The sequence below is a fragment of the Burkholderia sp. FW306-1C-G01B genome (genome assembly GCF_058781685.1).
On the sequence record NZ_JBYSWZ010000012.1, the window covers coordinates 223,492 to 248,236 of the forward strand.

The 24,745-nt window shown below is 67.4% G+C and carries 21 protein-coding genes; 8 read left to right on the forward strand and 13 right to left on the reverse strand.

Annotated elements, in window-relative coordinates:
- Window positions 1-15 precede the first annotated feature (15 nt).
- Window positions 16-660 (reverse strand): CGNR zinc finger domain-containing protein, encoded by a 645-nt coding sequence (locus AC3WLY_RS24150; protein WP_492309467.1) that lies wholly within the window; start codon window positions 658-660, stop codon window positions 16-18.
- A 101-nt stretch (window positions 661-761) separates the two neighbouring features.
- Between AC3WLY_RS24150 and AC3WLY_RS24155 the strand changes: the two genes are divergently transcribed.
- Entirely contained in the window at window positions 762-1,145 is a 384-nt protein-coding gene (locus AC3WLY_RS24155; protein ID WP_072440069.1) for a VOC family protein, read from the forward strand.
- 141 nt (window positions 1,146-1,286) lie between these two features.
- Here AC3WLY_RS24155 and AC3WLY_RS24160 read toward each other — a convergent pair whose 3' ends face one another.
- A complete protein-coding gene (locus tag AC3WLY_RS24160; RefSeq protein WP_492309466.1) occupies window positions 1,287-2,135 on the reverse strand; it encodes an ureidoglycolate lyase in 849 nt (282 codons plus the stop codon).
- A 663-nt stretch (window positions 2,136-2,798) separates the two neighbouring features.
- On the opposite strand from AC3WLY_RS24160, the gene AC3WLY_RS24165 reads away from it, so the two are divergent.
- Together AC3WLY_RS24165 and AC3WLY_RS24170 are read left to right on the forward strand one after the other, a co-directional pair.
- Window positions 2,799-3,620 carry an IclR family transcriptional regulator gene (locus AC3WLY_RS24165; RefSeq protein WP_425130840.1) on the forward strand — a complete coding sequence of 274 codons (822 nt, stop codon included), beginning with the start codon at window positions 2,799-2,801 and terminating at the stop codon, window positions 3,618-3,620.
- A gap of 171 nt (window positions 3,621-3,791) precedes the next feature.
- Window positions 3,792-4,343, forward strand: a complete 552-nt coding sequence (locus tag AC3WLY_RS24170; RefSeq protein ID WP_034181621.1) for a hypothetical protein — start codon at window positions 3,792-3,794, stop codon at window positions 4,341-4,343.
- A 652-nt stretch (window positions 4,344-4,995) separates the two neighbouring features.
- On the opposite strand, the gene AC3WLY_RS24175 is transcribed toward AC3WLY_RS24170, so the two are convergent.
- The 5 genes from AC3WLY_RS24175 to AC3WLY_RS24195 form a co-directional block, all read right to left on the reverse strand.
- Window positions 4,996-7,353: a bifunctional acetate--CoA ligase family protein/GNAT family N-acetyltransferase gene (locus tag AC3WLY_RS24175; protein ID WP_492309465.1), complete on the reverse strand. Its 2,358-nt coding sequence runs from the start codon at window positions 7,351-7,353 to the stop codon at window positions 4,996-4,998.
- A gap of 572 nt (window positions 7,354-7,925) precedes the next feature.
- Window positions 7,926-8,228 carry an H-NS histone family protein gene (locus AC3WLY_RS24180; protein WP_034181619.1) on the reverse strand — a complete coding sequence of 101 codons (303 nt, stop codon included), beginning with the start codon at window positions 8,226-8,228 and terminating at the stop codon, window positions 7,926-7,928.
- Window positions 8,229-8,331: 103 nt separating this feature from the next.
- On the reverse strand, window positions 8,332-8,604 hold the full coding sequence (locus tag AC3WLY_RS24185; protein WP_492309464.1) for a hypothetical protein: 273 nt from the start codon (window positions 8,602-8,604) through the stop codon (window positions 8,332-8,334).
- 61 nt (window positions 8,605-8,665) lie between these two features.
- Window positions 8,666-9,193 carry a BON domain-containing protein gene (locus AC3WLY_RS24190; RefSeq protein ID WP_310136709.1) on the reverse strand — a complete coding sequence of 176 codons (528 nt, stop codon included), beginning with the start codon at window positions 9,191-9,193 and terminating at the stop codon, window positions 8,666-8,668.
- Between the two features lie 54 nt (window positions 9,194-9,247).
- Entirely contained in the window at window positions 9,248-10,726 is a 1,479-nt protein-coding gene (locus AC3WLY_RS24195; protein ID WP_175959970.1) for a sigma-54 interaction domain-containing protein, read from the reverse strand.
- Between the two features lie 317 nt (window positions 10,727-11,043).
- Between AC3WLY_RS24195 and AC3WLY_RS24200 the strand changes: the two genes are divergently transcribed.
- Complete coding sequence (locus AC3WLY_RS24200; RefSeq protein WP_175959969.1) at window positions 11,044-12,447, forward strand: GntP family permease; 1,404 nt, start codon at window positions 11,044-11,046, stop codon at window positions 12,445-12,447.
- 379 nt (window positions 12,448-12,826) lie between these two features.
- Entirely contained in the window at window positions 12,827-13,078 is a 252-nt protein-coding gene (locus AC3WLY_RS24205) for a DUF4148 domain-containing protein (protein WP_111020388.1), read from the forward strand.
- 39 nt (window positions 13,079-13,117) lie between these two features.
- Here the strand turns inward: AC3WLY_RS24205 and AC3WLY_RS24210 are convergent, their stop codons facing one another.
- Entirely contained in the window at window positions 13,118-14,713 is a 1,596-nt protein-coding gene (locus tag AC3WLY_RS24210) for a thioredoxin family protein (RefSeq protein ID WP_492309463.1), read from the reverse strand.
- Window positions 14,714-15,009: 296 nt separating this feature from the next.
- The gene (locus tag AC3WLY_RS24215) at window positions 15,010-15,510 is read right to left on the reverse strand and encodes a GNAT family N-acetyltransferase (RefSeq protein ID WP_492309462.1); all 501 of its coding nucleotides are present in this window, start codon (window positions 15,508-15,510) and stop codon (window positions 15,010-15,012) included.
- Between the two features lie 561 nt (window positions 15,511-16,071).
- Between AC3WLY_RS24215 and AC3WLY_RS24220 the strand changes: the two genes are divergently transcribed.
- From AC3WLY_RS24220 to AC3WLY_RS24230, 3 genes are all read left to right on the forward strand, one after another.
- Complete coding sequence (locus tag AC3WLY_RS24220; protein WP_492332725.1) at window positions 16,072-18,429, forward strand: phosphocholine-specific phospholipase C; 2,358 nt, start codon at window positions 16,072-16,074, stop codon at window positions 18,427-18,429.
- A 278-nt stretch (window positions 18,430-18,707) separates the two neighbouring features.
- Entirely contained in the window at window positions 18,708-18,977 is a 270-nt protein-coding gene (locus AC3WLY_RS24225) for a hypothetical protein (RefSeq protein ID WP_072440048.1), read from the forward strand.
- Window positions 18,978-19,131: 154 nt separating this feature from the next.
- Window positions 19,132-20,127 carry a DedA family protein/thiosulfate sulfurtransferase GlpE gene (locus AC3WLY_RS24230; RefSeq protein ID WP_072440046.1) on the forward strand — a complete coding sequence of 332 codons (996 nt, stop codon included), beginning with the start codon at window positions 19,132-19,134 and terminating at the stop codon, window positions 20,125-20,127.
- 55 nt (window positions 20,128-20,182) lie between these two features.
- Here the strand turns inward: AC3WLY_RS24230 and AC3WLY_RS24235 are convergent, their stop codons facing one another.
- The 4 genes from AC3WLY_RS24235 to AC3WLY_RS24250 all read right to left on the reverse strand — a co-directional run bounded on the left by AC3WLY_RS24235 (window position 20,183) and on the right by AC3WLY_RS24250 (window position 24,732).
- Window positions 20,183-21,655, reverse strand: a complete 1,473-nt coding sequence (locus AC3WLY_RS24235) for an OprD family porin (protein ID WP_072440044.1) — start codon at window positions 21,653-21,655, stop codon at window positions 20,183-20,185.
- A 164-nt stretch (window positions 21,656-21,819) separates the two neighbouring features.
- The gene (locus AC3WLY_RS24240) at window positions 21,820-22,839 is read right to left on the reverse strand and encodes an ABC transporter ATP-binding protein (RefSeq protein WP_047902209.1); all 1,020 of its coding nucleotides are present in this window, start codon (window positions 22,837-22,839) and stop codon (window positions 21,820-21,822) included.
- A complete protein-coding gene (locus AC3WLY_RS24245) occupies window positions 22,836-23,828 on the reverse strand; it encodes an ABC transporter ATP-binding protein (RefSeq protein WP_175959964.1) in 993 nt (330 codons plus the stop codon). Before AC3WLY_RS24245 ends, AC3WLY_RS24240 begins: the two co-directional genes overlap by 4 nt.
- 1 nt (window position 23,829) lies before the next feature.
- Window positions 23,830-24,732 carry an ABC transporter permease gene (locus AC3WLY_RS24250; RefSeq protein WP_175959963.1) on the reverse strand — a complete coding sequence of 301 codons (903 nt, stop codon included), beginning with the start codon at window positions 24,730-24,732 and terminating at the stop codon, window positions 23,830-23,832.
- Between the last annotated feature and the right edge of the window lie 13 nt (window positions 24,733-24,745).

The following is a 24,745-nucleotide window of genomic DNA, read 5'->3' on the forward strand; positions in this document are numbered from 1 at the left end:
GCCTGAACGGGCTCGTCAGTCGGCCTTGTGATAGTGGCGGTATGCCTTCGCGCGATTGCCGCACGACGACATCGAGCACCAGCGGCGGCTGCCGTTCTTGCTGTCGTCGATGAACAGCCACTGGCACGCGTCGTTCGCGCATCGCTTGACCTTCGCGAGCCGCGCGCCGCCGAGCAGGTCGATCGCCGACCACAGCACCGGGCTCAGCAGTCCCGCGAGCGTTGCTCCAGCGTCCCCGATCCGCCACGCATAACCGCCGTCGACACGCGCCAGCGCGACGCGCGGCGACGCTTCCGCCAGAAAGCCGCCGAGCAGCGCGAGATCGTCGGCCTGCGGCTCGCGCCGTTCGGCCTGCGCATGAAAGAGCCGATACAACGCCTCGCGCAACGCGAGCGCACGCGCGAGCATCGCCGGCTCGCCTTCCTCCCCATCGCGCACGCGGCACCGGTCGGCCAGGCCGGCCGGCACGCCGGCCTGCTCGTGGCACCACGACAGCAGGTCGTCCATCGTTCCGAAGGTTTCCGTCGGCGCCTCGCTGCCACGCCAGTACAGCGTGTTGGCGAAATCGATACTCAGGGTTTCGGGCGGCGCAGGAATCAGGCAGTCCATCGTGACGGAAGGTTGCGTATCGCTCATGACGCCATCGTATCTAACCACCATGCCGGTTGACAAGCGTCCGGACGCTTTCTAACATAACCAGCATGGTGGTTAAAACGAAGTTTGCTGCACTGACGTCCCCCTTCAGTTCAAGGAGCCAACAGATGATCGATCACCTTTCCTTCGGCGTCGCCCACATCGGCCGCAGCCGCGCGTTCTACGACAGCACGCTCGGCGCGCTCGGCTACAAGCGGCTGTATAGCGACGACGGATCCATCGGGTACGGCACGACCGAACCGGAGCTGTGGTTGCAGCACGCTGCCCGCCCCGTCGCCGCCGATCCCGAATCGGGGCTGCACCTGTCGTTCAAGGCCGCTTCGCCCGTCGAGGTCGACGCGTTCTACCGCGCCGCGCTCGAGCACGGCGGCCAGGACAACGGCGGGCCCGGCAAGCGCGAACACTACGGCCCCGGCTACTACGCGGCGTTCGTCGTCGATCCCGACGGGTATCGGCTGGAAGCGCATTGCGAACTCGGCAACGTCGTGTGATCGAGCCCGCGTACGCCGCGTACAAACGGCAAGGGCCCAATTCCGCGTTGCGCGGAATCGGGCCCCTGGTTTTGACGCGTCAGCGTCCGGTTTGCGGCGACCGATTGCAGCGGTCGCTCGACGGGATCGCAGCTCGTGCGGTTACAGTGCGCCGCGCGCGTGCTGCAACTGCTCGCCGAGCCCTTCGATCCCCAGGCGCACCCTCTGGCCGGCCTTCAGGAAAATCGGCGACGGCTTGATGCCCATGCCGACGCCCGGCGGCGTGCCGGTCGTGATCACGTCGCCCGGCTGCAGCGTCATGCAACTCGACAGATAAGCAATCAACTGCGCGACGGTGAACACCATCGTGCGCGTGTTGCCGTTCTGATAACGGTGGCCGTCGACTTCGAGCCACAGGTCGAGACGCTGCGGATCGGGCACCTCGTCGCGCGTCACGAGCCACGGACCGATCGGGCCGAACGTGTCGAAGCCCTTGCCCTTGTCCCACTGGCCGCCGCGCTCGATCTGCCATTCGCGCTCGGACACGTCGTTGACGACGCAATAGCCCGCGACGTAATCGAGCGCGCTCGCTTCGTCGACGTCCTTGCACCGCGCGCCGATCACGACGCCCAGTTCGACTTCCCAGTCGGTCTTGACCGAACCCTTCGGGATGTCGATGCCGTCGTTCGGGCCGCAGATCGAACTCGTCCACTTGCCGAACACGACCGGTTCCTTCGGCACCGGCATGCCGGCTTCGGCCGCGTGATCGGCATAGTTCAGGCCGATGCCGATGAACTTGCCGACGTGCCCGACGCACGCGCCGATGCGCGGCTCGCCGGACACGAGCGGCAGCGTGGCCGGATCGATCGCGCGCAGCCGCGCGAGACCCGCGTCGGACAGCACATCGCCGGCAAGATCCGGCACGTGCGCGGACAGGTCGCGAATCCGGCCGTCCGCGTCGAGAATACCGGGCTTTTCCTGGCCGGACGGGCCATAGCGAAGCAGTTTCATCGTGGTCAACCTCTGTTGTCGAATGGGACAGGATACCCGCCGACGCGGCCATTCGCGGCCGCGCGCCGGACTGATTGTCGATCGTCGATTGCACGCGTCGGCGCCGCATCCGGCCTGCCGTCGACGCGCGAGGGTCGCGCGGGCGCAGCGATCGCGGCGCCGCACGGAAGCACGGCGCGCATCGAACGGGCGGCCGCCGGCCTGCGCATCGGCGACGACGGCCCGGCACCCGCGACGCGTGCCGGCCAATGCCGGCCGACTTCACGCGCGGCCGCACCGTCGCGGGCCCGCACGCCTTTGTACCATCGGCCGCGCACCGTGAAATGACGCGCGACGGATACCGACTATTGGTGCGCCTGCAGACACTGCGGCGCAACATTGGACGCGCCAACGCAAAGCGATCCGCCGCGCATGTCGCCGTTGCCTGCCATCGGCGCATGAATACTGGCTATTCGGGGTGCCCCTGTCATCGAAAACGTTTGCCAATCCGTTCTTGTTCAGTAACGATCGGTAAAAAGACGCTGAATTGCACACTATATGTTTATTGTTAAGCTCGGACGAATGGCTTTCGTCGCCATACGCGGGGCCGACTTGTGCGCGTGCAGAACCGGCCAGCGTGCGTCGCCAACCGATCGACGGTAATCCCCCAACCTCACACTAAAAATGCAAACAACCAACGACCCGCTTCCCGGCCGCGACGCACGGGAATCGATGGCCGCAATCGATCGCTATCGCGCACCCGCGCTCGACAAGGGCCTCGACATTCTCGAACTCCTGTCCGAGCAGAAGGAAGGACTCACCCGCACCGAAATCACGAAGGAACTCGGCCGCAACGCGAGCGAAATCTACCGGATGCTCGAACGCCTCGTCGCACGCCGCTACGTGATGCGCTCGACCGGCGGCGACCGCTACACGCTCAGCCTCAAGCTGTTCGCGCTCGCGCACCGGCATCCGCCGATGAACCGGCTGATCGCCGAGGCTTTGCCGCCGATGCAGCGCTTCGCCGATGCCGCCGAACAGTCGTGCCACCTGTCGGTCTACGATCGCGGCAACCTGCTCGTGATCGCGCAGGTCGACGGGCCCGGCCCGTGGGGCGTGTCGGTCCGGCTCGGCTCGCGCGTCGGGCTCGCCGATACGGCGTCGGGGCGCGTGATGCTGTCGTTCCAGGGCGCCGAGCAGCGCGCGCACATGCTGGCCGAGCATCGCAAGGTCAGGGGCGACGCGCCGCTGAACGAGCAGGAACTCGCGCATGCGTGCCAGTCCATCCGGCAGTCCGGCTATCTGCGCCAGGACAGCCGCCAGGCATACGGCGTGACCGACCTGACCGCACCGATCCTCGGGCCGTCCGGCCATGCGATCGCGGTACTGAGCTGCCCGTACATGCGCCGGATCGATACGCACACGGCGCCGTCCGTCGACGTCGCCGTCGAAGGGCTGCGCGACACGGCCGCCCACCTGTCGATGGGCCGCATCGAGGCCTGCTGACGCGCGGGTTCAACGAAGCGCACCGGGCCGGCGCAGTTGCGCCGGCCCGGCCGCGCATGACACCTGTGCAGTGCACGATCGACGGTGCCATATCGTGCGCTCCCGGCGCTACGCTAGAATAGCGGCCCTCTCAAAAACTACGGCGGCCGGCTGTCGCGGCCGTCGTGTCCGATGGATGTCATGGCCAAACTTCTGAACGATCAAGAATTCCAGCGTTTCTCCGAACTTCAGCAGAAGCAGGCAAGCTTCACGATCACGCCCGAGGAGGCGGACGAGCTGCGCGATATCGTCGCGCGCGCGCAGAAGAAGCGCGACGATCGTGCCGCCGCGATGCAGGCGATCGAGAACTACATCGAGCAGTTCGACATCACGCCCGACGAGCTCTTCTCGCCCGAGCAGATCGGCGACGCGGCCCGCACCTACGGGCTCATCACGGCGACCAAGAAGGAACGCACGCTGCCGCCGTCGATCACGTTCAACGGCAAGCCGTACCAGTGGACCAAGACGCTTCCGGACGACGTGCGCGGCGCGCTGTTCGAAGCATTCACGTCCGGCGAGTCGGTCAAGCGCTTCATCGCGATGCCGAAGGACACCGCGCGTTGCGCGCTGACGATCGCCCGCCTCGAGCGCGAAACCGGCGCCGTCTATGCGGATCCGCACCTCGAGGAACTCGCGATTTCGCGCGACCAGGTGAACGACGCGGCGTCGAAACTCGCTGCCTGAATCTGATCGCGGGCACGATTCATGCGTGCCCGCACCCGTGTGTGACGCCGGCATTGGCCGGCGCCGCGCTCGCGGGAGCAGTGCATCCGCATGCTCCCGAAAAGTCTCACCCTGGTGTCCTGCAAACGCTCACCAACAGCTCCCGAAAAAACTCACCCCAGGCTCCTGGAGACGCTCACCAAAGTCTCCCGAATGTGCTCACCGACATCTCCCGCAGCCCCTCACCAACGTGTCCCGGAAAGGCTCACCAGCGCCTCCCGCAGGTGCTCACCTGCCGTTCCCGGGAAGGCTCACCGAACGCTCCCGTATCGGCTCACCACGCTTCCCCGGAAAAGCTCACTCGCGGCTCCCGAAAAGTCTCACCTTTGCGGTGATTCCGAATTGGCGAGGCCGGAACGCGGTTGCGAATGCGCGTGAACGCATGGGGTGAAACGGCCGTGCGGAGCCGATAGTGCGGCACACAGAAAACGCCTCCGGACGCTATGCGTGTGTCGATATCGACGTAGCGAACGAGCCCGATACATTTGGGCGTTTCGTACAAGATGCCGGCTCAAATGTTTTGCACCTCTGAATGAAAACAGGCGCAACACGGTGAAGGATCGGCGCCATCGACTGCAAGCGATCGCGCCGCGCTTCACGCAGCCGAAGGATGCTACGGCTGCAACTTCATCCTGAAACCCACGACGCCCGGCTCCTCGGTCGTCGACACCTCAAAACCGCACGACTTCGCGAGCGAGATCATCGCCGAGTTCTCGCGCAGCGCCTCGCCGATCATCCATGCGGTTCCGCGCGAGCGTGCGTAGTCGATGATGCGGTTCATCAGCAGCCGGCCGAGCCCCTTGCCCTTCTGATCAGGCCGCACCGCGATCGCGAACTCCGCCGTCTCGTTGTCGGGATCGGCGACCGCGCGCACGACCGCCAGCGTATGGTCGCGCCCCGACACATCGGTGTACGACACGATGAGGGCCATCTCACGGTCGTAGTCGATCTGCGTCATGCGCGCCACCTGCGAATGATCGAAGCCGCGCACCGCGCCGAAGAAACGCATCCGCAGATCGTCCGGCGTCATCGCGCCGAGCAGTTCGTTATGCGCGGTCTCGTCTTCCGGACGGATCGGACGGATCGTCACCGTCTCGCCGCGCCACTCGAGCGTCTGCTCGAGGTGGCGCGGATACGGCATGATCGCAAGCCGGCTGCGCCCCGCGGCCAGCGTGATGCGCGGCGCGATCACCTGCGAGCGATCGGACAACACACGCAGCGTGACGGACATCGCGACGACTTCGCGCACGTCGCAGACGACCTGCGACAGCGCCGTCAACGCATCGAGCGTCGGCTCGACGGGCGTACGGCGCGCGTACGGCGAGCGCTCCATCACCGCGCGGGCGAGCACGGTGTTCAGCGGCGGCAGGCCGTAGACGACGAATGGCGCCGACACGCCGTCCGCAGGCGGCACGGCATAGCGAAACACCGGACCGAAGTTCGAATCGTCGTACATGTCGACCGTGACATCGACGACTTTCGCACCGGCCGGCTCGCCCGCCTGCTCGCCTTGCAGGCCGAAATGGGACAGCCAGCGCAGCGCGGCTTCGCCGGCCAGTTCATGCTGGCCGGCTTCGACCATCCGGCGCGCGTCGGCCTGTGCGGACGCAACGCACTCGGCCGGCTGCAGCGGCGTGCCCTCGGGCGTCTGCATCAGCAGTTGCCGCCCGAGGTTGTAGTCGACGAGACGCGCATACGCGCGCGCGAGCCGCTGCGGTGTCGTGTGTACGGGAATGCCGTTCGCGTGCAGCGCATCGCGCGTCGCCGCGTCGACCGCGCCGAAGAAACATGCGAGGATGCCGCGCTGCGCATACTGCCGCGATTCGATCAGCGTGCGCGCAACCGAATCGGCCGGCGCGCTGTGGGACGTCGAATGGACGACGAACAGCGTGCCCGTTTGCGGGAACGGCGCGAGCGCCTTGATCGCCGCGGCGAAGTGCTCGGGGCGCGCGTCGTCGCCCAGCGTCAGCGGATTGCCGGGCGCAGCCAGATGCGGCAGCGCGGCCGACACGGCCGAGGTTGCAGCCGGCGACCAGCCGGACAGCACGTCGCGCACCTCGGCGACCGCATCGACCGCCAGTTTCGCGACACCCGCATCGCTCGTCACGAGCGTCGCCGCGCCGCGCGCCGTGACACGGCCGACACCGAGCGTCTCGATCTCGTCGAGCAGATCGTCGAGCGCATCGACGCGCACCATCCCCGCGCGCTGGAACGCCGCCGTATAGAGCGCGTCGCCGGGATCGGCGCGCCCGGTGCGCAACGCGAGCACCGGCTTGTTGCGTGCGGCCGCACGTGCGGCCGACATGAACTTGCGCGCGGCGCGCACGGTATCGAGTTCGAGCAGGATCGCGCGCGTGCCGGGATCGCTCGCCAGATAGTCGAGCACGTCGCCCGCATCGACGTCGGACTCGCTGCCGAGTGCGACGACATGCGAAAAGCCGAGGCCCCGCGCATCGGCCCAGCCGAGCGCCGCGTTCGTCAGCGCATTCGATTGCGACACCCACGCGACGCCGCCCGAGCGCGCCGTATAGGCCGGCGCGCCGAAATGCGCATGCCGTGCGGGCGACAGCACGCCGAGGCTGCCGGGCCCGACGATACGGAGCACGAACGGCTTCGCCGCCTTCAGCGTGCGATCGAGTGCGGTGCGATCGGCATCCGTGCGCGCCTCACCGACGATCACCGCGGCGCGCGTGCCGAGTTCGCCGAGCTTGCGCACGATGCCGGCCCAGGTCGCGGGCGGCGTGCAGATCACGGCTACCGACGGCGGCGCGGGCAGCCGGTCGACGTCGGAGACGACCGTATGCCCGTTCAGATCGCGATATTTCGGATTGACGGGCCACACGGGCCCGTCGAACGCACCGTCGAGCACGCGCGACCACACCATCGCGCCGATACTGCCCGCGCGCGACGACGCGCCGACGACCGCAACGGACTTGGGCTGGAACAACGCATCGAGATGGCGAACGGTCACATCGGCTCCCTGCGGTAACGAAAGACAGCCCGAGCGGCATACGGCACGGACAGGCCGCGCGCCGCTCGATGCGAACCCCAAGCATAGGCGAAGCGCATGCGGCTGCCTATATGCCGAACGGCCGACTACCCGACGAACGTCAACGCTCGCACCATGGATCTGCAACACAAGCGCGACGCGACATCGCCGCAAGCCGCAAGCAACATGGCGCGACGCTGCCGCTTCCTCAAAGGTGAGGATTTACAGGAGCCATGGTGAGTATCTTCGGGAATTGCACGGCACAACGCGCAAACACGCGAAAGGTGATGGAAATCCGCGGCAGGCGGGCACCGCGGAAATGGCGAATGCCAATGCGCATGCACTGCGCAATTGCACGGTTGTTTACCGGAATTCACCGCGATAAGCAGCCGAATCGCGGCGAATTCGCAAAACGTGATCCGTTAATCGTGCGGCATTGCACTGCAATTCATCAGCCGGAATCGCACGGCGACGGCGCAAAAACAAAACGGTGCAACGGCCGCATGGCCGTTCGCACCGTCAGTCAACCCACGAAAGGTGAGGATTTTCGGGAGTCAGTCCTTGATCAGAAAACGTGCGCGATTCTTGCCGAGCCACGCCGGCGCGCGCCCGCGGCCACTCCAGGTTTCGCCCGTCTTCGGATTCAGGTATTTCGGCGGCAACGTGCGCTTCGGCTTCGAGGTAGCGGCGGCGCCGGTACCTACCGGACGAAAACCGAGTTCTTCCGGCGTGATGTCGTATTCGTCGATTTTCGCGCGGATATCGGCAATCGCGTCGGCAATCGCCTTTTCGCGTTCCTTGTCGATCTTTTGCTGAAGTCGTTCGAGCTGCGCGGTCAGTTGCCTGTAGGTCGCCATATGGATGGGACTCCGTGAGTGTTATTCGTGAAAAATAGACGACTCCAAGCAAACAGAAAAGCGCTTCGCCCGATCGCGGTCTCCTCGGCCGGTCATTTCGCGATCAATAACCGCTTTTCTTCTTGCATGCGAAGAGAAGATTTCGCACGGTGTCATCAGTCGATTGCTGGATCACATCGAAATCCCCGTTGCACATGGCCCGGGCATTGTCCGTGCAATTGCTCCAGCCGCTGCCGGTGCATTGCACCTGCGTGGTCGGGCGCCCGTCCGAAGTGAACAGCGGCGCGCTGCCACCGCACCCGCCGAGCCCTGCAACCAGCGCCAACAACCCGGCCACCCGAGGCCACCGACAGACCGACGCAAGCATGTGTTTCATTATTCTTCCCGTCAACCATTTTTTGAATGTCGCGAGTATGCCATGCGCGGCCCTTCCGTCGTCAGTTCGGCGTGCGGCCCGGTTGCCCGCGCGCCTTGTACGGCAAGCTCCGGCGCGGATCGTCGGTGATGCGAACGAACACCTGCTCGACGTCCGGAAGCGCCTCGAGTTCGCGTTGCAGCGCCTGCCGATCGAACGCCGTATCCGCGCATCCTTCGACATAGATGAAACGCCGCTGCACGGTGATCCACAGGCTCGTACCGTGCAGGCGATCGGAGCCTGCGAAGTGCGCCTTCGCGGCATCGGCGATCGGCGCGTCATACATATACGAATTCGGTTTCGTGCAGCGATGCGCGAGCCAGCAGGTGGTACCGCGTTCGGCGCGGTAATGCGCGTCGTCCGCCATCTCGGCGCGGGTCATCCACGGGCCGAGCGGCAGCGGGCATTCGGCCAGGTCCTGCGACAGCGCGATGAACGGATCGTTGTACCAGTTGCGTCGCGCCTCGGGCGCGTCCGCGTCGCCGGACTGCGCGAGCGCGGAGGTTGCCAGCAACAGGGTCAGCCAACCTGCGATACCGATCCGCTTCATCGTGCTCTCCTGTTCGATGCTTCAACTCCGGCCGCATCGGCGCCGCCGATCGGCCTACCGGTCGATGCCCAGCGCCGCCAGCTTCTTGTACAGCGTCGCGCGGCCGATCCCGATGTGCGCGGCGGCTTCCACGACCTTGCCGTCACAGGCCGCCAGCGCGTCGATCAGGAACTGGCGCTCCCACGCCGCCAATGCATCGGCATACGAAGCGACCGGCGCACCGGATGCACCGGACGCGCCCCGCTCGACCGGCGCTGCGGCAACACGCTGCGCCGGCGATGCGCCGTCCGCCGATATGCGTACCGGCCCGAGGAACGGCGCGAGCGCACGCGCATCGATCACCGAACGGTCCGACAGCATCAGTGCGCGTTCGAGCGTATTGCGCAACTCGCGCACGTTGCCCGGCCACGGATACGCACACAGCATCCGCAGCGCGTCGTCGGTCAGCTCGCAGTGCGCGGCGCGTCCGTGCTGCGCGGCCAGTTCCTCGAGCGTCGCGTACACGAGCGCCGCGATGTCGGACGCCCGCTCGCGCAGCGGCGGTGCGTGGATCGTCAGCACGTTGAGCCGGTAATAGAGATCCGCGCGAAAACGCCCGGCCTCCACGAGCGCCGGCAGGTCGGCCGACGTCGCGGCAATGATCCGGACGTCCGCGCGCACGATCCGGTTCGAGCCGACCGGCTCGAACTCCTTGTCCTGCAGCACGCGCAGCAGCTTGCCCTGCAATGGCAACGGCATGTCGCCGATCTCGTCGAGAAACAGCGTGCCGCGATCGGCCAGCTCGAACTTGCCGACGCGCCCCTTGCGGTCGGCGCCCGTGTACGCACCGGGCGCCGCGCCGAAGAATTCGGTTTCAAGCAGCGTGTCGGGAATCGCGGCGACGTTGACGGTCACGAGCGGCTGGAGCGCACGCGCCGAAGCCGCGTGGATCGCGTGCGCGAGCAGCTCCTTGCCGGTGCCCGTCTCGCCGAGCAGCAGCACCGGCGAATCGACCTGCGCGGCCCGCCGCGCCTGGCGCTTGGTTTCGAGGCTCGCGGCACTCGTGCCGACGAAGCTCGCGAACGTGTATTTCGCGCGGCGCGCCTGTGCGAGCGAGCGCTGCGTCGCGATCAGCTGCTGCTGAAGCTGCACGTAGCGGGAAAAGATCGGCGTAAGCGTCTTCAACTGGTCGAACAGCGCGAAGCCGATCGCGCCGACCGTCTCGCCGGCCTCGTTCTTCAGCGGCAGGCGCGTGACGACGAGCGGCTCGCGGCCCGTCTCCATGATGTCGAGCAGGATCGGCTGCCCGGTCGATACGACCTCGCGCATCAGGCTGTTCGGGATCACGGCCTCGCAGTCGAGGCCGACGGCCTGCTGCGGATCGGCGAAACCGAAGCGCGCCGCGTAACGCTCGTTCATCCACACGACGCGCGCGTCGCGATCGACGACCACCGTGCCCGCGCTCGAATCCTCGAAGGTCCGGAACAGCGACTCGGCGGCGCGCCGCAGCACGTCGCCGTAGTTGACGGGCAGGCGGGCCCAGTCGTTCATCATCGTGTCTTCGTCTCCATGTATTTTCGACCGAATGTCTCCGGAACGAGACGGATTATCTCACTCTGGAGACACGCCACAACGGGTTGTCCGGGAAAGCCCTGCCCGATTTCACGAGCTGGCTGGATGGCCATAACGTCTCCGGATGGAGACGTTTTCTGTAGAATCGTCAGACATGGACCGGCGCGGGCCCGCCGGTCTCCGCCGGACCCATGTCCGGCGGCGCAATCCGGCCGATGGCACGAAACCTGCACGAACCTGAGCCGGTCCGCGGCACGTCGCGAGATCGAACAACTATCAAAGCCATTAGGAGACTCCCCTTGTCTTTCGTGATCGTCCTCGCCGCGCTGGCGTTCCTGATGTATGCCGCGTATCGCGGCTACAGCGTGATCCTGTTCGCGCCGATCGCCGCGCTCGGCGCGGTGCTCCTGACCGAACCCGCCGCCGTCGCACCGGTCTTCTCCGGCATCTTCATGGAGAAGATGGTCGGCTTCGTCAAACTGTATTTCCCGGTATTCATGCTCGGCGCGGTGTTCGGCAAGGTGATCGAACTGTCCGGGTTCTCCGAATCGATCGTCCATGCGGCGATCCGCTACATCGGCCGCTCGCGCGCGAATGCGGTGATCGTCGCGGTGTGCGCGCTGCTCACCTATGGCGGCGTGTCGCTGTTCGTCGTGGTGTTCGCGGTCTATCCGTTCGCGGCCGAACTCTATCGCCAGAGCAACATTCCGAAGCGGCTGATGCCCGGCGCGATCGCGCTCGGCGCGTTCTCGTTCACGATGGATTCGCTGCCCGGCACGCCGCAGATCCAGAACATCATCCCGACCACGTTCTTCAAGACGACCGCATGGGCCGCGCCCGCGCTCGGCACGATCGGCTCGCTGTTCATCGTCGTCGTCGGCCTCTCTTATCTGGAATGGCGCCGCCGCTCGGCGATGGCGAAGGGCGAAGGCTACGGCACGTCGCTCGTCAACGAGCCGGAACGCGTCGAGGCGACGTCGCTGCCGCACCCGGCGCTCGCGATCCTGCCGCTGATCCTCGTCGGCGTGTCGAACTTCCTGTTCACGAAGCTGATCCCGCAGTGGTACGGCGCCGCGTCGTATACGGTCGCGCCGGACGTGCTGCCGGGCGTGCACACGCCGGTGACGACGTCGATCAAGACCGTCGTCGCGATCTGGTCGGTCGAGGCCGCGCTACTGCTCGGCATCGTGCTGGTCGTGCTGACCGCGTTCAATCGCGTCAGCGACCGCTTCGCGGCCGGCTCGAAAGCCGCCGTCGGCGGCGCACTGCTCGCCGCGATGAACACCGCGTCGGAATACGGCTTCGGCGGCGTGATCGCCGCGCTGCCGGGCTTCCTGGTCGTCGGCGATGCGCTGAAGAGCATCCCGAACCCGCTCGTCAACGCGGCCGTGTCGGTCAGCTCGCTCGCCGGCATCACGGGCTCGGCGTCGGGCGGCATGAGCATCGCGCTGGCCGCGATGTCGGACCTGTTCATCAAGGGCGCGCAGGCAGCCAACATTCCGATGGACGTGCTGCACCGGGTCGTCGCGATGGCGAGCGGCGGCATGGACACGCTGCCGCACAACGGCGCGGTCATCACGCTGCTCGCCGTCACGGGCCTCACGCACCGCGAGTCGTATCGCGACATCTTCGCGGTCACCATCATCAAGACGCTCGCGGTGTTCTTCGTGATCGCGGTGTACTACACGACGGGGCTCGTGTAAGTGCCTGCATGAGGCGGCGTTCCGTACGCCGCCTTCCAGCCGGCCGCATCATCGCGGCCGGCCTCGTCGAGCCCGACCCGCGTTACTCGATCGGACCGCATGCGAACCGGAACGGATTCCGGAGTTCGCATGCGGTCCGATTTCATTTCCCCGCTCGCCGGAACCGGTCGGCTCCGCACCGCCGCGCGGCTCGCGTGGCGCCTCGCCCGCCACCCGGCATCGCCCGCCACCGCCTGCCCATTGTTACCCGCAGCAAAACACTGCGTTGGGCGCGATCGCATTTTTCGCGCGCCCGCCCCGGCCTACACTGGTTTCAACGTCGCCCGGCGCTTCGACGAACGAAGCGCGGCGAATCATCGAAATCCTGGAGGTCCCGATCATGAAGCGCCTGATCCAAGCCGTTGCCATTGCCCTGGCCGTATCGGCCCCGCTCGCCGCGCAAGCGCAGTCGAACCAGCCGCTGACGCGCGCGCAGGTCCACGCCGAAGTGAAGGCGCTCAAGCAGGCCGGCTTCCAGTCGAGCGACTGGTTCTATCCGGCCAGCATCGTTTCCGCCGAAGCGAAGATTGCCCGTCAGCACGACGCCGGATACGGCAGCGATCGCGGCGCGTCGTCGGAGTCGGGCCGGTAATCTACCGTCCGGCCCGCTCGACGATGTGCGCGCGCGTCGTTACGCCTTCACCGGCTGGATCAGCTTCGCACACGCCGCTGCCTGCGGATCGCCCGCGGGCAGTTTCCCGCATACGCCGTCGAACTGCTTCACGACCGACCGGACCGACGCATCATGCGCGCCGCCGCTGCGCCAGCGGTTCAATTGCGTGACGACCTTCGTCAATGCGCGCAGGTTCGCGCCGTAGAACGCGTCCCGGGTCTTGTCGGCCTGTGCGAGCACACTCGCGGCAATCCCTTCGATACGCGCCGAATCGTCCGGCGCCAGTTCGACCGCATTCGCAAAATAGGTCGCGCCCCAGCGCAGCTTCGTCGCCGGCCCGCTCGCCAAGTCGTATGCCTTGCGATACCAGTCGAGCGCCGCGGCCTTGTCGCCGCGCGCCTTTGCATTCGCGGCCAGCCCTGACATGAAGTAGTACGGCGTCGACGAACGCGGCAGTTCGGCCTTCAGCAATGCATCCGACTCGTCGTACAGCCCCGCGTCGGTCAGCGTGTCCGCACCTTCGCTGACGAGCGCCTGCCGTTCATACGCATTCGCGGCGCCCTGCACCGACGCGGCAATCTGCTTGCGCGCGGTGTCGGCCAGCGCCGGCGCAGCGAGCGGCGCGCCCTTGCGCGCGTCGCCGCGCGCAAGCAGCACGCGGCCGTGCAGCGCCATCAGCCGGTCGATCGACGACAGCGTGGTGTCGGTCGACAAGCGCGCGAGCGCCGTGTCGTACGCGCCGCGCAATTTCGCGCGCTGCGCGTCGTCGTCGCCGAGATACGCGACCACGCGCGCGGGTGCCGCGACCAGCACGTCCGAATCGGCCCGCGCCAGCGCGGGATCGTGCAGCACCGCGCGCAGCGAATCGGCGAGCGCCGCCTTGTCGAGCGCGCCGGCCTGCGCCGGATCGTCCGACGCGGCGACCACCGCCGACTTCAACGCAAACCGCGCCGATTCGGCCTTCGCGCCGGCCGCCCGCGCGCGTTGCGCGAGCGACTGCAGCGTCTCGGCGACACGATCGGCCGGCACCGGCAGTGCGCCGTCGGTGTCCCACGAATAGTCGGCCAGCAGGCGCCATTCGTCCGGCGTCAGCGACGCGCCGTTCTTCAGCGCAGTCGCGAGCGTCTGCCGCACCGGATGCGCGGCCGTCATCCCGAGCGACAGCGCCTGCATGTAGCGGTCGAGATCGGCCTCGCCCGGCAGCCGCGTCACTTCGGTGCCGTCGGGGCGGAACAGGATCATCGTCGGATAGCCGTGCACCTTGAAACGCTCGCCGAGCTTCTGCGCGCTTTCCGTATCGCCGTCGAGATACACGGGCACGAAAAACGACGAGCGGGTCTTGAATGCCTGCTGGCTGAAGATGGTCGACTTCACCTGGTTGCACGACGGGCACCACACCGCGCCCCAGTACAGCAGCAGCGGCTTGCCGGTGCGCTTCGCCAGCGCGAATGCGGCATCGACATCGCCGTGCTGCCACGCGATGCCGGGCGGCAGATGCGCGCCTTCGGGCGACGCGCTCGCCACCGCGGCGCCCGAAGGCGCGGCAGCGGCAAACGCCGCACCCGCGGCGGCGAACAGGCAGGCGGCAGTCAGATTCCGGAGAGCGGTTTTCATCGAGGCAGGTTCCGTTGAAAGAGACGGTTGCGGGAAGATGTGTCGCGCGAAACGATGACCATGAAGCGATGTTCTTGAAACGATGAAACGCACCGGCGTGCGGCACGACGCAAGCCGGAACGCAGCGGCGCATGGCACGCGCATCGACGCGAAAAAAGCGCACGCCGGCCGAAGCGACCGGTAAATCGATCAACGATACGACCCGCGCAGCCTGCGGAAAACGAACGAATTCTCGAATGAATATGACGCGCGGCACCGTGGCCGCGCGTTCCGTCACGCCTGCGCCGGCCGGCCGTTCACTGCCGGCCCTTGATCCGCGCCATGTGATACACGGCCGCATGCGCGCCGTCGCGCAATGCATAGCCCGGCGATTCGCCTTCGATCCGGAAACCGTGCTTCTCGTAGAGCGCGATCGCCGCGCGGTTGTCGGTGAACACGGTCAACTCGAGGCGCGTGATGTTCAGCCAGTTTTCCGCGAGATCGATCGCGGCCGCGAGCAGCCGGCTGCCGACGCCGCGCCCGTGACGGGCCGCGTCGACCATCATGCCGAGCCCCGCCGCATGGCGCCGACGCGGATTCGGCTCGAACTTCAGGCCGAGATGGCCGACCACCGCGCCGTCGATTTCGGCGACGAGGCTCACGCCGCGCTCGTGCGCGTTTTCGAGTCGCTTCCGCCATTTCTCGAGCGACGGAAACGGATACTGCAGCGTATCCATGTACACCGCGGGATGGGCGGCGATCTGCCGGATCGCGTCGACGTCGTGCGTCTCGCTGTGCCGGATCTTGATGTCGGTCATGGGTGGGCCGGTTCCGAAAAGTCGCGCCGGCGGCGCGGACTGCGCACACGCGCAGCGACGTTTCGAGCTTAGCCGATTTCATGCATTTGAAACATGGGCGACACGTCGTCGCGCGATGCTGTTGTATCTGCAACGACACACGATCACGCCGCAGGCCGCGATTCGGAAAAATATGACCGGTTCCGCATGCGGCGATCGGTAATTCCTTACCCTCTTCCGTCACGCATCGTGTCCGGAATAATCGTTGCGCACACAACGTCACGCGCACGACATGCGATGTCATTTCTTCATCACGTCGACGTCATGTCGGCTCCCTAGACTGGACGCCGCCCAGCCCGGCATGCGCCGGGCCGGTGTGTGCCGACGTCCTGCCCGCGCATCACGAGCGCGCGGCGCGCAGGACCGCGACGACGGCCGATACATCCGCGCGACACCGCTCGACGCCACGCGCGGCCGACGTACTCGCACGCACACGCGTCGCGGATCGTCCCGGGGGGGACGACGCACGGGCGCATCCAGACGAAGTCACGAACGCTCCCACCATCACAGGATCCGAACGCCATGACGTCACGCCGCAAATTCCTTCAGCAGACGGCCACTTCCGGCCTCGCCGCCGCCGCGCTCGCCGCGTTTCCGCCGAGCATCCGCCGCGCGCTCGCCATTCCCGCGTTTCACGAAACGGGGACCATCAAGGACGTCAAGCACGTCGTGCTGCTGATGATGGAGAACCGCGCATTCGACAGCTACTTCGGCACGTTCAAGGGCGTGCGCGGCTACGGCGACCGCTTCGCGGTGCCGTCGCCGAACGGCCGCGACGTGTTCTACCAGACGTACACCAAGGCGACGCCCGCCACGACCTGCACGCCGTATCACCTCGACGCGAGCCAGGGCAACGCGCAGCGCGCGGGCGGTACGCCGCACGCGTGGGCCGATGCGCAGGCCGCATGGGATCACGGCCGGATGAACCGCTGGCCCGACGCGAAAACGCCGCTGTCGATGGGCTATTACGACGCGGCGGAAGTGCCGTTCCAGCGCGCGCTCGCCGATGCGTTCACGCTGTGCGACCACTACCACTGCGGGATGCACACCGGCACGATCGCGAACCGCCTGTTCTACTGGAGCGGCACCAACGGCCCGAACGGCATCAGCCCGGCCGACGGCAGCCGCGTGAAGATCGCCGCGCTGAACAACCAGTTCAACGGCGGCAACGACATCGGCCCGTCGAGCCAGGGCTGGACCTGGACGACCTATGCCGACCGGCTGCAGCAGGCCGGCGTGAACTGGAAGGTCTACCAGAGCCTGATCGACAATTTCGGCTGCAACGAGATGATGAGCTTCCGCCACTGGCGCGCGGCGATCGAGCAGATGCCGGCCGCGCGCCGGCCCGCCTACGTCGCGTCGACGGACATCACGCAGCCCGTGACGGCGGCCGGCGCGTTCTACGATCCGGCGATCGACGATCCGCTGAGCCCGCTCGCGAAGGGCTTCGGCAACACGATGCCGTACGGCTTTCTCGAAACGTTGCGCGACGACATCCGCAACGGCAAGTTGCCGGAAGTGTCGTGGATCATCCCGCCGTCCGCGTACAGCGAACACCCGGGACCGTCGAGCCCCGCGCAGGGCGGCTGGTACGTGCAGGCCGTGCTCGATGCGCTGACGGCGAACCCGGAGGTGTGGAGCAAGACGGTGCTGCTGGTCAACTACGACGAGAACGACGGTTTCTTCGACCATATGCCGTCGCCGGCCGTGCCGTCGCGCAACGCCGACGGCACGCTCGCGGGCGGCCACACGCTGCGGGACGCCGACGTCGCCGTCGAGTACCACGACTTCGCGCCGGCCACGTCGAGCCAGCCGGCGGCGGACGGCCGCCCGTACGGCCCCGGTCCGCGCGTGCCGATGTGGGTCGTGTCGCCGTGGAGCCGCGGCGGCTGGGTCAATTCGCAGGTGTTCGACCATACGTCGACGCTGCTCTTCCTCGAGAAGCGCTTCGGTGTTGCCGAACCGCAGATCAGCGCGTATCGCCGCGCGGTGTGCGGCGACCTGACGAGCGCGTTCAACTTCCGCTCGCCGAACAACGAACCGCTGCCGACGCTCGCGGGCCATACGACGAAAAGCCAGGTCGACGCGCTGAGCGCCGCGCAGCAGGCCGCGCCGAAGATCGTGCCGCCGACCGCGCCGGCGCTGCCCGCGCAGGCCACCGGCGTGCGCCCGTCGCGCGCGCTGCCGTACGAGCTGCATGCGAGCGCGCGCACCGATGCCGGCACCGGCACGGTCACGCTGAAGTTCGCGAACACGGGCCGCGCCGCCGCCGTGTTTCACGTCTATGACAAGCTGCACCTCGAGCGCCTGCCGCGGCGCTACGTCGTCGAGCCGGGCAAGACACTGCACGGCGACTGGGCCGCGCGCGCCGACAACGGCGGCAAATATGACCTGTGGGTGCTCGGCCCGAACGGCTATCACCGCCGCTTCACCGGCGACCTGAGCCGCCTGGCCGGCGCCCGCGCGCCTCGTCCGGAAGTGCGCGTCGGTTATGCGGGCGCGAGCGGCAACCTCCACCTGCGGCTGCGCAACGACGGCGGCGGCACGGTGCGCTTCACGGTGAAGTCGAACCAGGTCTACGGGCCGCTGCCCGGCCACGGCGCGAACGACGATCGCGGTCATGGCCACGGCAACGAGGACGGCAACAACCAGGGCCACTATTACGGCAATGGCAACGGCACGGGCACCACGTGGACTGTCACGGTGCGCGCCGGCGACCAGTCCGAGCTGCACTGGAAGCTCGACTCGACCGGCCACTGGTACGACTTCATCGTCACCGCCGACAGCGACGCGAGCTTCTCGCGCCGCGTGGCCGGCCGCGTCGAAACGGGCCGCCACTCGGTCAGCGACCCGGCGATGGGGCTGGCCGACCGCTTCTGACGCCGCCGCGGCGATGCGGCGACGCGTGTTGCACCGCGTGTCGCCGCCCGCGCCGGCGCGGCCGGGAACGCCGGTCAGGCGCCGGCCCCGGCCACGCGCGATCCGGCTGAAACGCCCGCCCGGCGCGGGTCAAACATCAGAAGGATGTGCGGTACAACCCTCATTTCACCCCAACGAAAATGCTCCGTGTTGCGGCCCGTTCGCGTTAAACTGCGGCAAGCTGTATTCAACAAACACATCTTCGCCGTTACGGCACCCACGACACGAGGATAGGTTCGATGCGCACAACCGGCTCATCCGGGGCAATGACCCTGCTCACCGAACACGACGCGGCCGACGGTCGCCAACTGCGTTCGCTCCGGCTCGAAGCAACCGGCGACGGCAAGAGCGTGCTGCTGATCGAGATCGACGAACGCAAGCCCGGCATCCACCGCGAGGTCCGCTACGAGATCACGCCGGCCGAACTGATCGCGGCGATCCGCTCGCACGGCGCCGAGCTGCCCGGCGAAAACCATGGCGCCGCGTCGCTTGCCCGCACTCCCTCCTGATTTCACACGGTGAGCCGCGCGCAACGCGCCGGCTCACCGGCATTCCCCTGCCGCCGTCAGGCGCTTTGCGTCATTCCCGCCGCTGTCTTGAAAATGGCCGATAATCGGCCCATCTGCGTTTCCTGCCCACGCATTTCCTTTTCGGCCAGCCGTCATGCTCCTCCGTGACCTCGTCGCCCAGTACGGGCCGCTTCTCGTGTTCGCCAACGTGCTCGCGGCGGCCATCGGCCTGCCGGTGCCCGCAATGCCGACGCTCGTGCTGTTCGGGGCGATGTCCGCGATGCATCCGGCGATGATCGGCTCGCAGCTCGTGACGGTAGTCGCGCTGTCGGTGCTCGGCGCACTGATCGGCGACACCGTCTGGTACGTCGCCGGGCGGCGTTACGGCGGCACGACGCTGAAGACGATCTGCCGGCTGTCGCTGTCGCGCGATACCTGCGTGCGCAAGACCGAGCGCTTCTTCGGCCGCTACGGCGTGCGCGTGCTCGCCGTCGCACGCTTCATCCCCGGGCTGTCGCTCGTGTCGGTGCCGATGGCCGGCGCGCTCGGCACGCGCTATCGCACGTTCGCCGGCTACGACGCGCTCGGCGCCGCGGTGTGGACCATCGTCGGACTGGTGGCCGGAATCGTGTTCTACCGGCAGATCGATTGGCTGTTCGCCGGCGCGAGCCACCTCGGCCGCGCGGTGCTGCTGGTCATCGTCGCACTGCTGGCGATCTATGCGGCCGTGCGCTGGATGCGCCGCCGCGCGCTGATCCGCCAGCTCGCGAACGCACGGATCGGCGTCGACGAACTCGACCTGCTGCTGCGCGACGCCACCGCGCCGGTGGTGCTCGACGTGCGCTCGCCCGAGCACCGCAAGCTCGACCCGTTCACGATTCCCGGTGCGCAGTTCGCCGACGAGCGGCAGATCGGCGACATCGCCGCGCGCTATCCGCTCACGCAGAAGTTCGTCGTGTTCTGCTCGTGTCCGAACGAAGTGACGGCCGCGCTGATGGCGAAGCGCCTGCTCGACGCAGGCTTCACCGATGCGCTCGCGCTGCGCGGCGGCCTCGACGCATGGCGCGATACGGGCCGCCAGCTCACGTCGCTCGCGGAAGAGATGCCCGCCGCGAACGATCCGGTCGCGGGGCTGCACAAGCCGGCCTGATCGCACTGCTCGCAGGCCGGCCGCGCGATGCGGGGGGCCGTGCGCCCCCCTTCGATCAGAACGCGTGCAGCGGCAGGTTCACGACCAGACGATACTCGGTGTTGGTCGCATCCGAGTAGTGTGCCGAGCCGTTGTGCCACATCGCGATGAACGTGACCTTCGTGTCCTTCAGCTTGCCGCTCTGGAACGTGTACGACGGGATGAAGCCGAACTCGTGGTGACGGCCTTGCACCGGCGCGCCGTTGCTCCAGTAGATGCTCGACTTGGTCGGGTCGTTCGCCGCGCCCGCGCTGCCGTCCGCACCCCAGCCCGTCACGCCCCAGACCATTGCCTTGAAGCCCGGCAGGCCCGCTTCCTTGCCGTAGAACGTGTAACGCAGCTGCAGCGACTTTTCGTGCGGCGCGTTGTAGTCGACGTCCATCGAGTTGGTCAGGAAGATGCCGTTCGTTTCGTTCAGGTAGTCGAAGAACTGGTCGCCGAGCACCTGCTGGAAGCCGAGCAGCAGCTCGTGCGGGCCGTGCTGCGCGGCCACCGACAGGCTGTATGCGTTGTTGTCGATCTTGCCCTGCCGCGCATCGCCCGTGTCGTGCGTCGAATAGACGTTGCCGAAGCCCGTCCACTTGATCGTCTGCGGGCTGCCGATGCTGTGCTTCACCGACGCGTAGTACTGGTGCCACACGTCGTCGGCCTGGTTCGCATACAGCGCGACTTCGCCGTTCGGCGAGTAATCCCACGTGCCGCCGACATACGACAGGCGATTGATGCGCGTGCCGCCGTATTGCGTCGTCAGGTTGGTGAGCGTCGTATGACCGCGCGCGTCGGTCTTCGTGAAGCTGCCGGCCTCGAGCATCACGTTCTTGAATTCATTGCTGACGATCGTCGCACCGAGGAACGTCGGCGGCAGCGCACGGTTGTCGTGCTGCTCCATGAACGGGTTGTCGACGGCCTGCAGACCGTACTTGACCACCGTGTTCGAGATGCGCGCCTTGATGTCGTAGATGCCGGGGTAGGCCCACGCGAGCTGGTTGCCGCCGCCGCCGCCCTTCGCGATGTGCACCATGCTGCCGGCGCCCTGGCCGCCGTCGAGCTTCAGTGCCGCATACAGCGACGCGTCGAAGCCGATACCGATCAGGCCCGTCGTATAACCCGACTCGAAGTTCGCCATCGCGCCCTGGACCCACGCGTGGCGATGCGGGCCGCCCTTGTTGTCGAGCACGTCCGCATAGTTGCGGAACAGGAAGTCGAGATGGCTGTCGGCGATGAAGCCCTTCGACTTCGACTGGGCCGACGGTTCGTCGGGCGGCGTGACGGCCTGGGTCGCCTCGGCGTTGATGACGGCGTTCGGGGTCGTTGCCTGCGCAACGGCCGTGCCCGTGCCGGCGGCCGGCGCGGCCTGCGCGACCGTCAGCGGCGCGGGGGCTGCGTCGTCGGCGTGCGCGACGCCCGTCAGCGAGACGCCGGCGAGTGCCGGCAGTCCCCATGCAAGCAGCATCTTCGATGCCGTCCCGATCGTCTTCTGCTTTTTCATCGTGATTCTCGTCTTGTGTTGATATCGTCCACGCCGGTTGCGATCCGCTCCCGGCCCCCCGGCGTGCCCGGCTAAGGACGCGCCTGTACCCGCGGCGCGAAGATCGTTCGCGCCGTACCTACCCCTGTTGACCTGCCTGGTTTTATTTGATGCGTTACTTCAAATCACGCCGCGCCCGCGCGGATGCACGCGACACGCGCCGCCGACCCCTGCCGCACTTCCGGCAGCGGCACGTCCTGCGCGCACGCGTCGATCGCGACCGGGCAGCGCGTGCGGAACGCACAGCCCGACGGCGGGTTGAGCGGCGAGGGCATCTCGCCCGCCAGCAGCATCGGACGGCGAGCACGCTCGCGCGCCGGCTCCGGCGTCGGCGCCGCATCGAGCAGCGCCTTCGTGTACGGGTGCTGCGGCACGCCGTACACGTCATGCCGCGTGCCGAACTCCATCACGCGGCCGAGATACATCACGAGCACACGCTGGCTGATCGCCTTCACCACGGCGAGATCGTGTGCAACGAACAGATAGGACAACGACAGTTCTCGCTGCAGGTCGCGCAGCAGGTTGACGATCTGCGCCTGGATCGACACGTCGAGCGCCGACACGGGTTCGTCGCAGATCACGAGCTTCGGCTCGCCGATCAGCGCGCGTGCAATACCGACGCGCTGGCACTGCCCGCCCGAGAATTCGTGCGGATAACGCAACAGGTGATGCGCGTTCAGGCCGACGCGTTCGAGCATCGAGACCACGCGACGGCGCACTTCGGTGCGGCCGAGGCCGGCCTGGTGCGTGACGAGCGGCTCGGCGACGACCTGCTCGATCGTCATGCGCGGATCGAGCGATGCGAGCGGATCCTGGAAGATCATCTGCACTTCGCGCCGCATCGAATTGCCGCGCAGGTGATCGGGCGCGACTGCTTCGCCGCGCCATTTCACGGTGCCGGCCGTCATCGGCACGAGGCCGATCAGCGCGCGCGCGAGCGTCGACTTCCCGCAGCCCGATTCGCCGACGAGCCCGACCGTCTCGCCGCGCTTCACGTCGAACGACACGCCGTCGACCGCGCGCAGCGTGCCCTTCGGCGACCACGGATAGCCGCCGAGCGGCACGCGGAAATGCACCTTCAGATCGTCGACGGACAGCAGCGTGTCGTCCGTCGCGCCGGCATTGCGGCGTTCATCGACGCTCATCGCAGACCTCCCGTCAGATCGGCCACCGGGCGGTGGCACGCGCGCACCGCGCCCGCGGCGCCATAAGTTTCGAGCGCGGGGCGCGCGGCGCCGCAGCGTTCTTCCGCATACGTGCAGCGCTTTGCGAACGCGCAGCCGGCCGGCGCGGTGCCGGGCATCGGCGGGTTGCCGGGAATCGCGACGAGCGGCGCATCGTCCGCATCGGTCAGGCGCGGCAGCGCGTTGAGCAGGCCGATCGTGTACGGATGCGACGGCGCCGCGAAGATCGAATCGGCCGGCGCGTATTCGACGGTGCGGCCCGCATACATGACCATCACGTCGTCCGCGAGGCCGGCGACCACGCCCATGTCGTGCGTGATCAGCACGATCGCGGTGCCGCGCTCGCGGTTCAGCTCGCGCAGCAGGTCGATGATCTGCGCCTGCACGGTCACATCGAGCGCGGTGGTCGGCTCGTCGGCGATCAGGATTTCCGGCTCGGACAGCAGCGCCATCGCGATCATCACGCGCTGGCGCATGCCGCCCGAGAACTCGTGCGGATACATGCGGATGCGCCGCGCCGCGTCGGGAATGCGCACCGATTCGAGCGCCTCGATCGCGCGCTTGTTCGCTTCCCTGCGCGACAGCTTGCGATGCAGCTGCAGCGTCTCGGTCATCTGCCGCTCGATCGTCAGGAACGGATTGAGCGACGTCATCGGATCCTGGAAGATCATCGCGATCCGGTCGCCGCGCACCTTGTTCAGCGCGCGCGTATCCATCTCGAGCAGGTTGTCGCCGCGGTAGCGCGCCGTGCCGGTCGTCGTGCCGTTGCCGGCCAGCAGGCCGAGCAGCGCCATCACGGTCTGGCTCTTGCCGGAGCCCGATTCGCCGACGATGCCAAGCGTCTTGCCGGCTGCGAGCGAGAACGACACGCCGCTCACGGCGTCGATCGGCGGCGCGTCCTTGCGCGTGAAGCGCACGCCGAGGTTGTCGACTTCTAGTAGTGCACCCATCTCAGCGATCCTTCGGGTCGAGCGCGTCACGCAGGCCGTCGCCAACGAAGTTCACGCAGTAGAGCGTCACGCACAGCATGACGGCCGGGGCCAGCAGCAGCCACGGCATCGATTCCAGTTTCTGCGCGCCGTCCTGGATCAGCACGCCCCAGCTCGTCATCGGTTCCTGCACGCCGAGGCCGAGGAACGACAGCACCGATTCGGTCAGCACGATGTTCGGCACCGAAACAGTTGCGTACACAACGACGACGCCAAGCAGGTTCGGCACGACGTGGCGCAGCACGATCGACGCCGGCGTCACGCCGATCGCGCGCGCCGCATCGACGAACTCGCGGCTGCGCAGCGACAGCGTCTGGCCGCGCACGACACGCGCCATGTCGATCCACGAGAACGCGCTGATGGTCAGCACGACCAGCATGAACGAGCGGCCGAACAGGGTCATCATCAGGATCGCGATCAGCAGGTACGGAATCGCGTACATCATGTCGACGATGCGCATCATCACGGAGTCGACGCGGCCGCCCGCGAAGCCCGCGGTCGCGCCCCACGCGACGCCGAACAGGCCCGACACGAGCGTGCCGAGCAGGCCGACCTCGATCGACACGCGCCCGCCGATCAGCGTGCGCACCAGCAGGTCGCGGCCGAGCTCGTCGGTGCCGAACCAGTGCTGGTTCGTCCACGTCGGCGGGAGACTGATCGAGCCCCAGTCGCTTGCAGCGGGATCGGCCGCGAGCACCCACGGGCCGATGAAGCACGTGATCGTGATCAGCGCGAGCAGCACGAGGCTGAACACGGCCGCGCGGTTGTGAAGGAAACGCGCCATCGCAAGCGCGAGCGGCGAGCGCGAACGCGGCGGCGAGTCGGTCTGCACGGGCAGCCCGACGACGGGAGTAGTCGGAGTCATCGCAGTGCCTCGC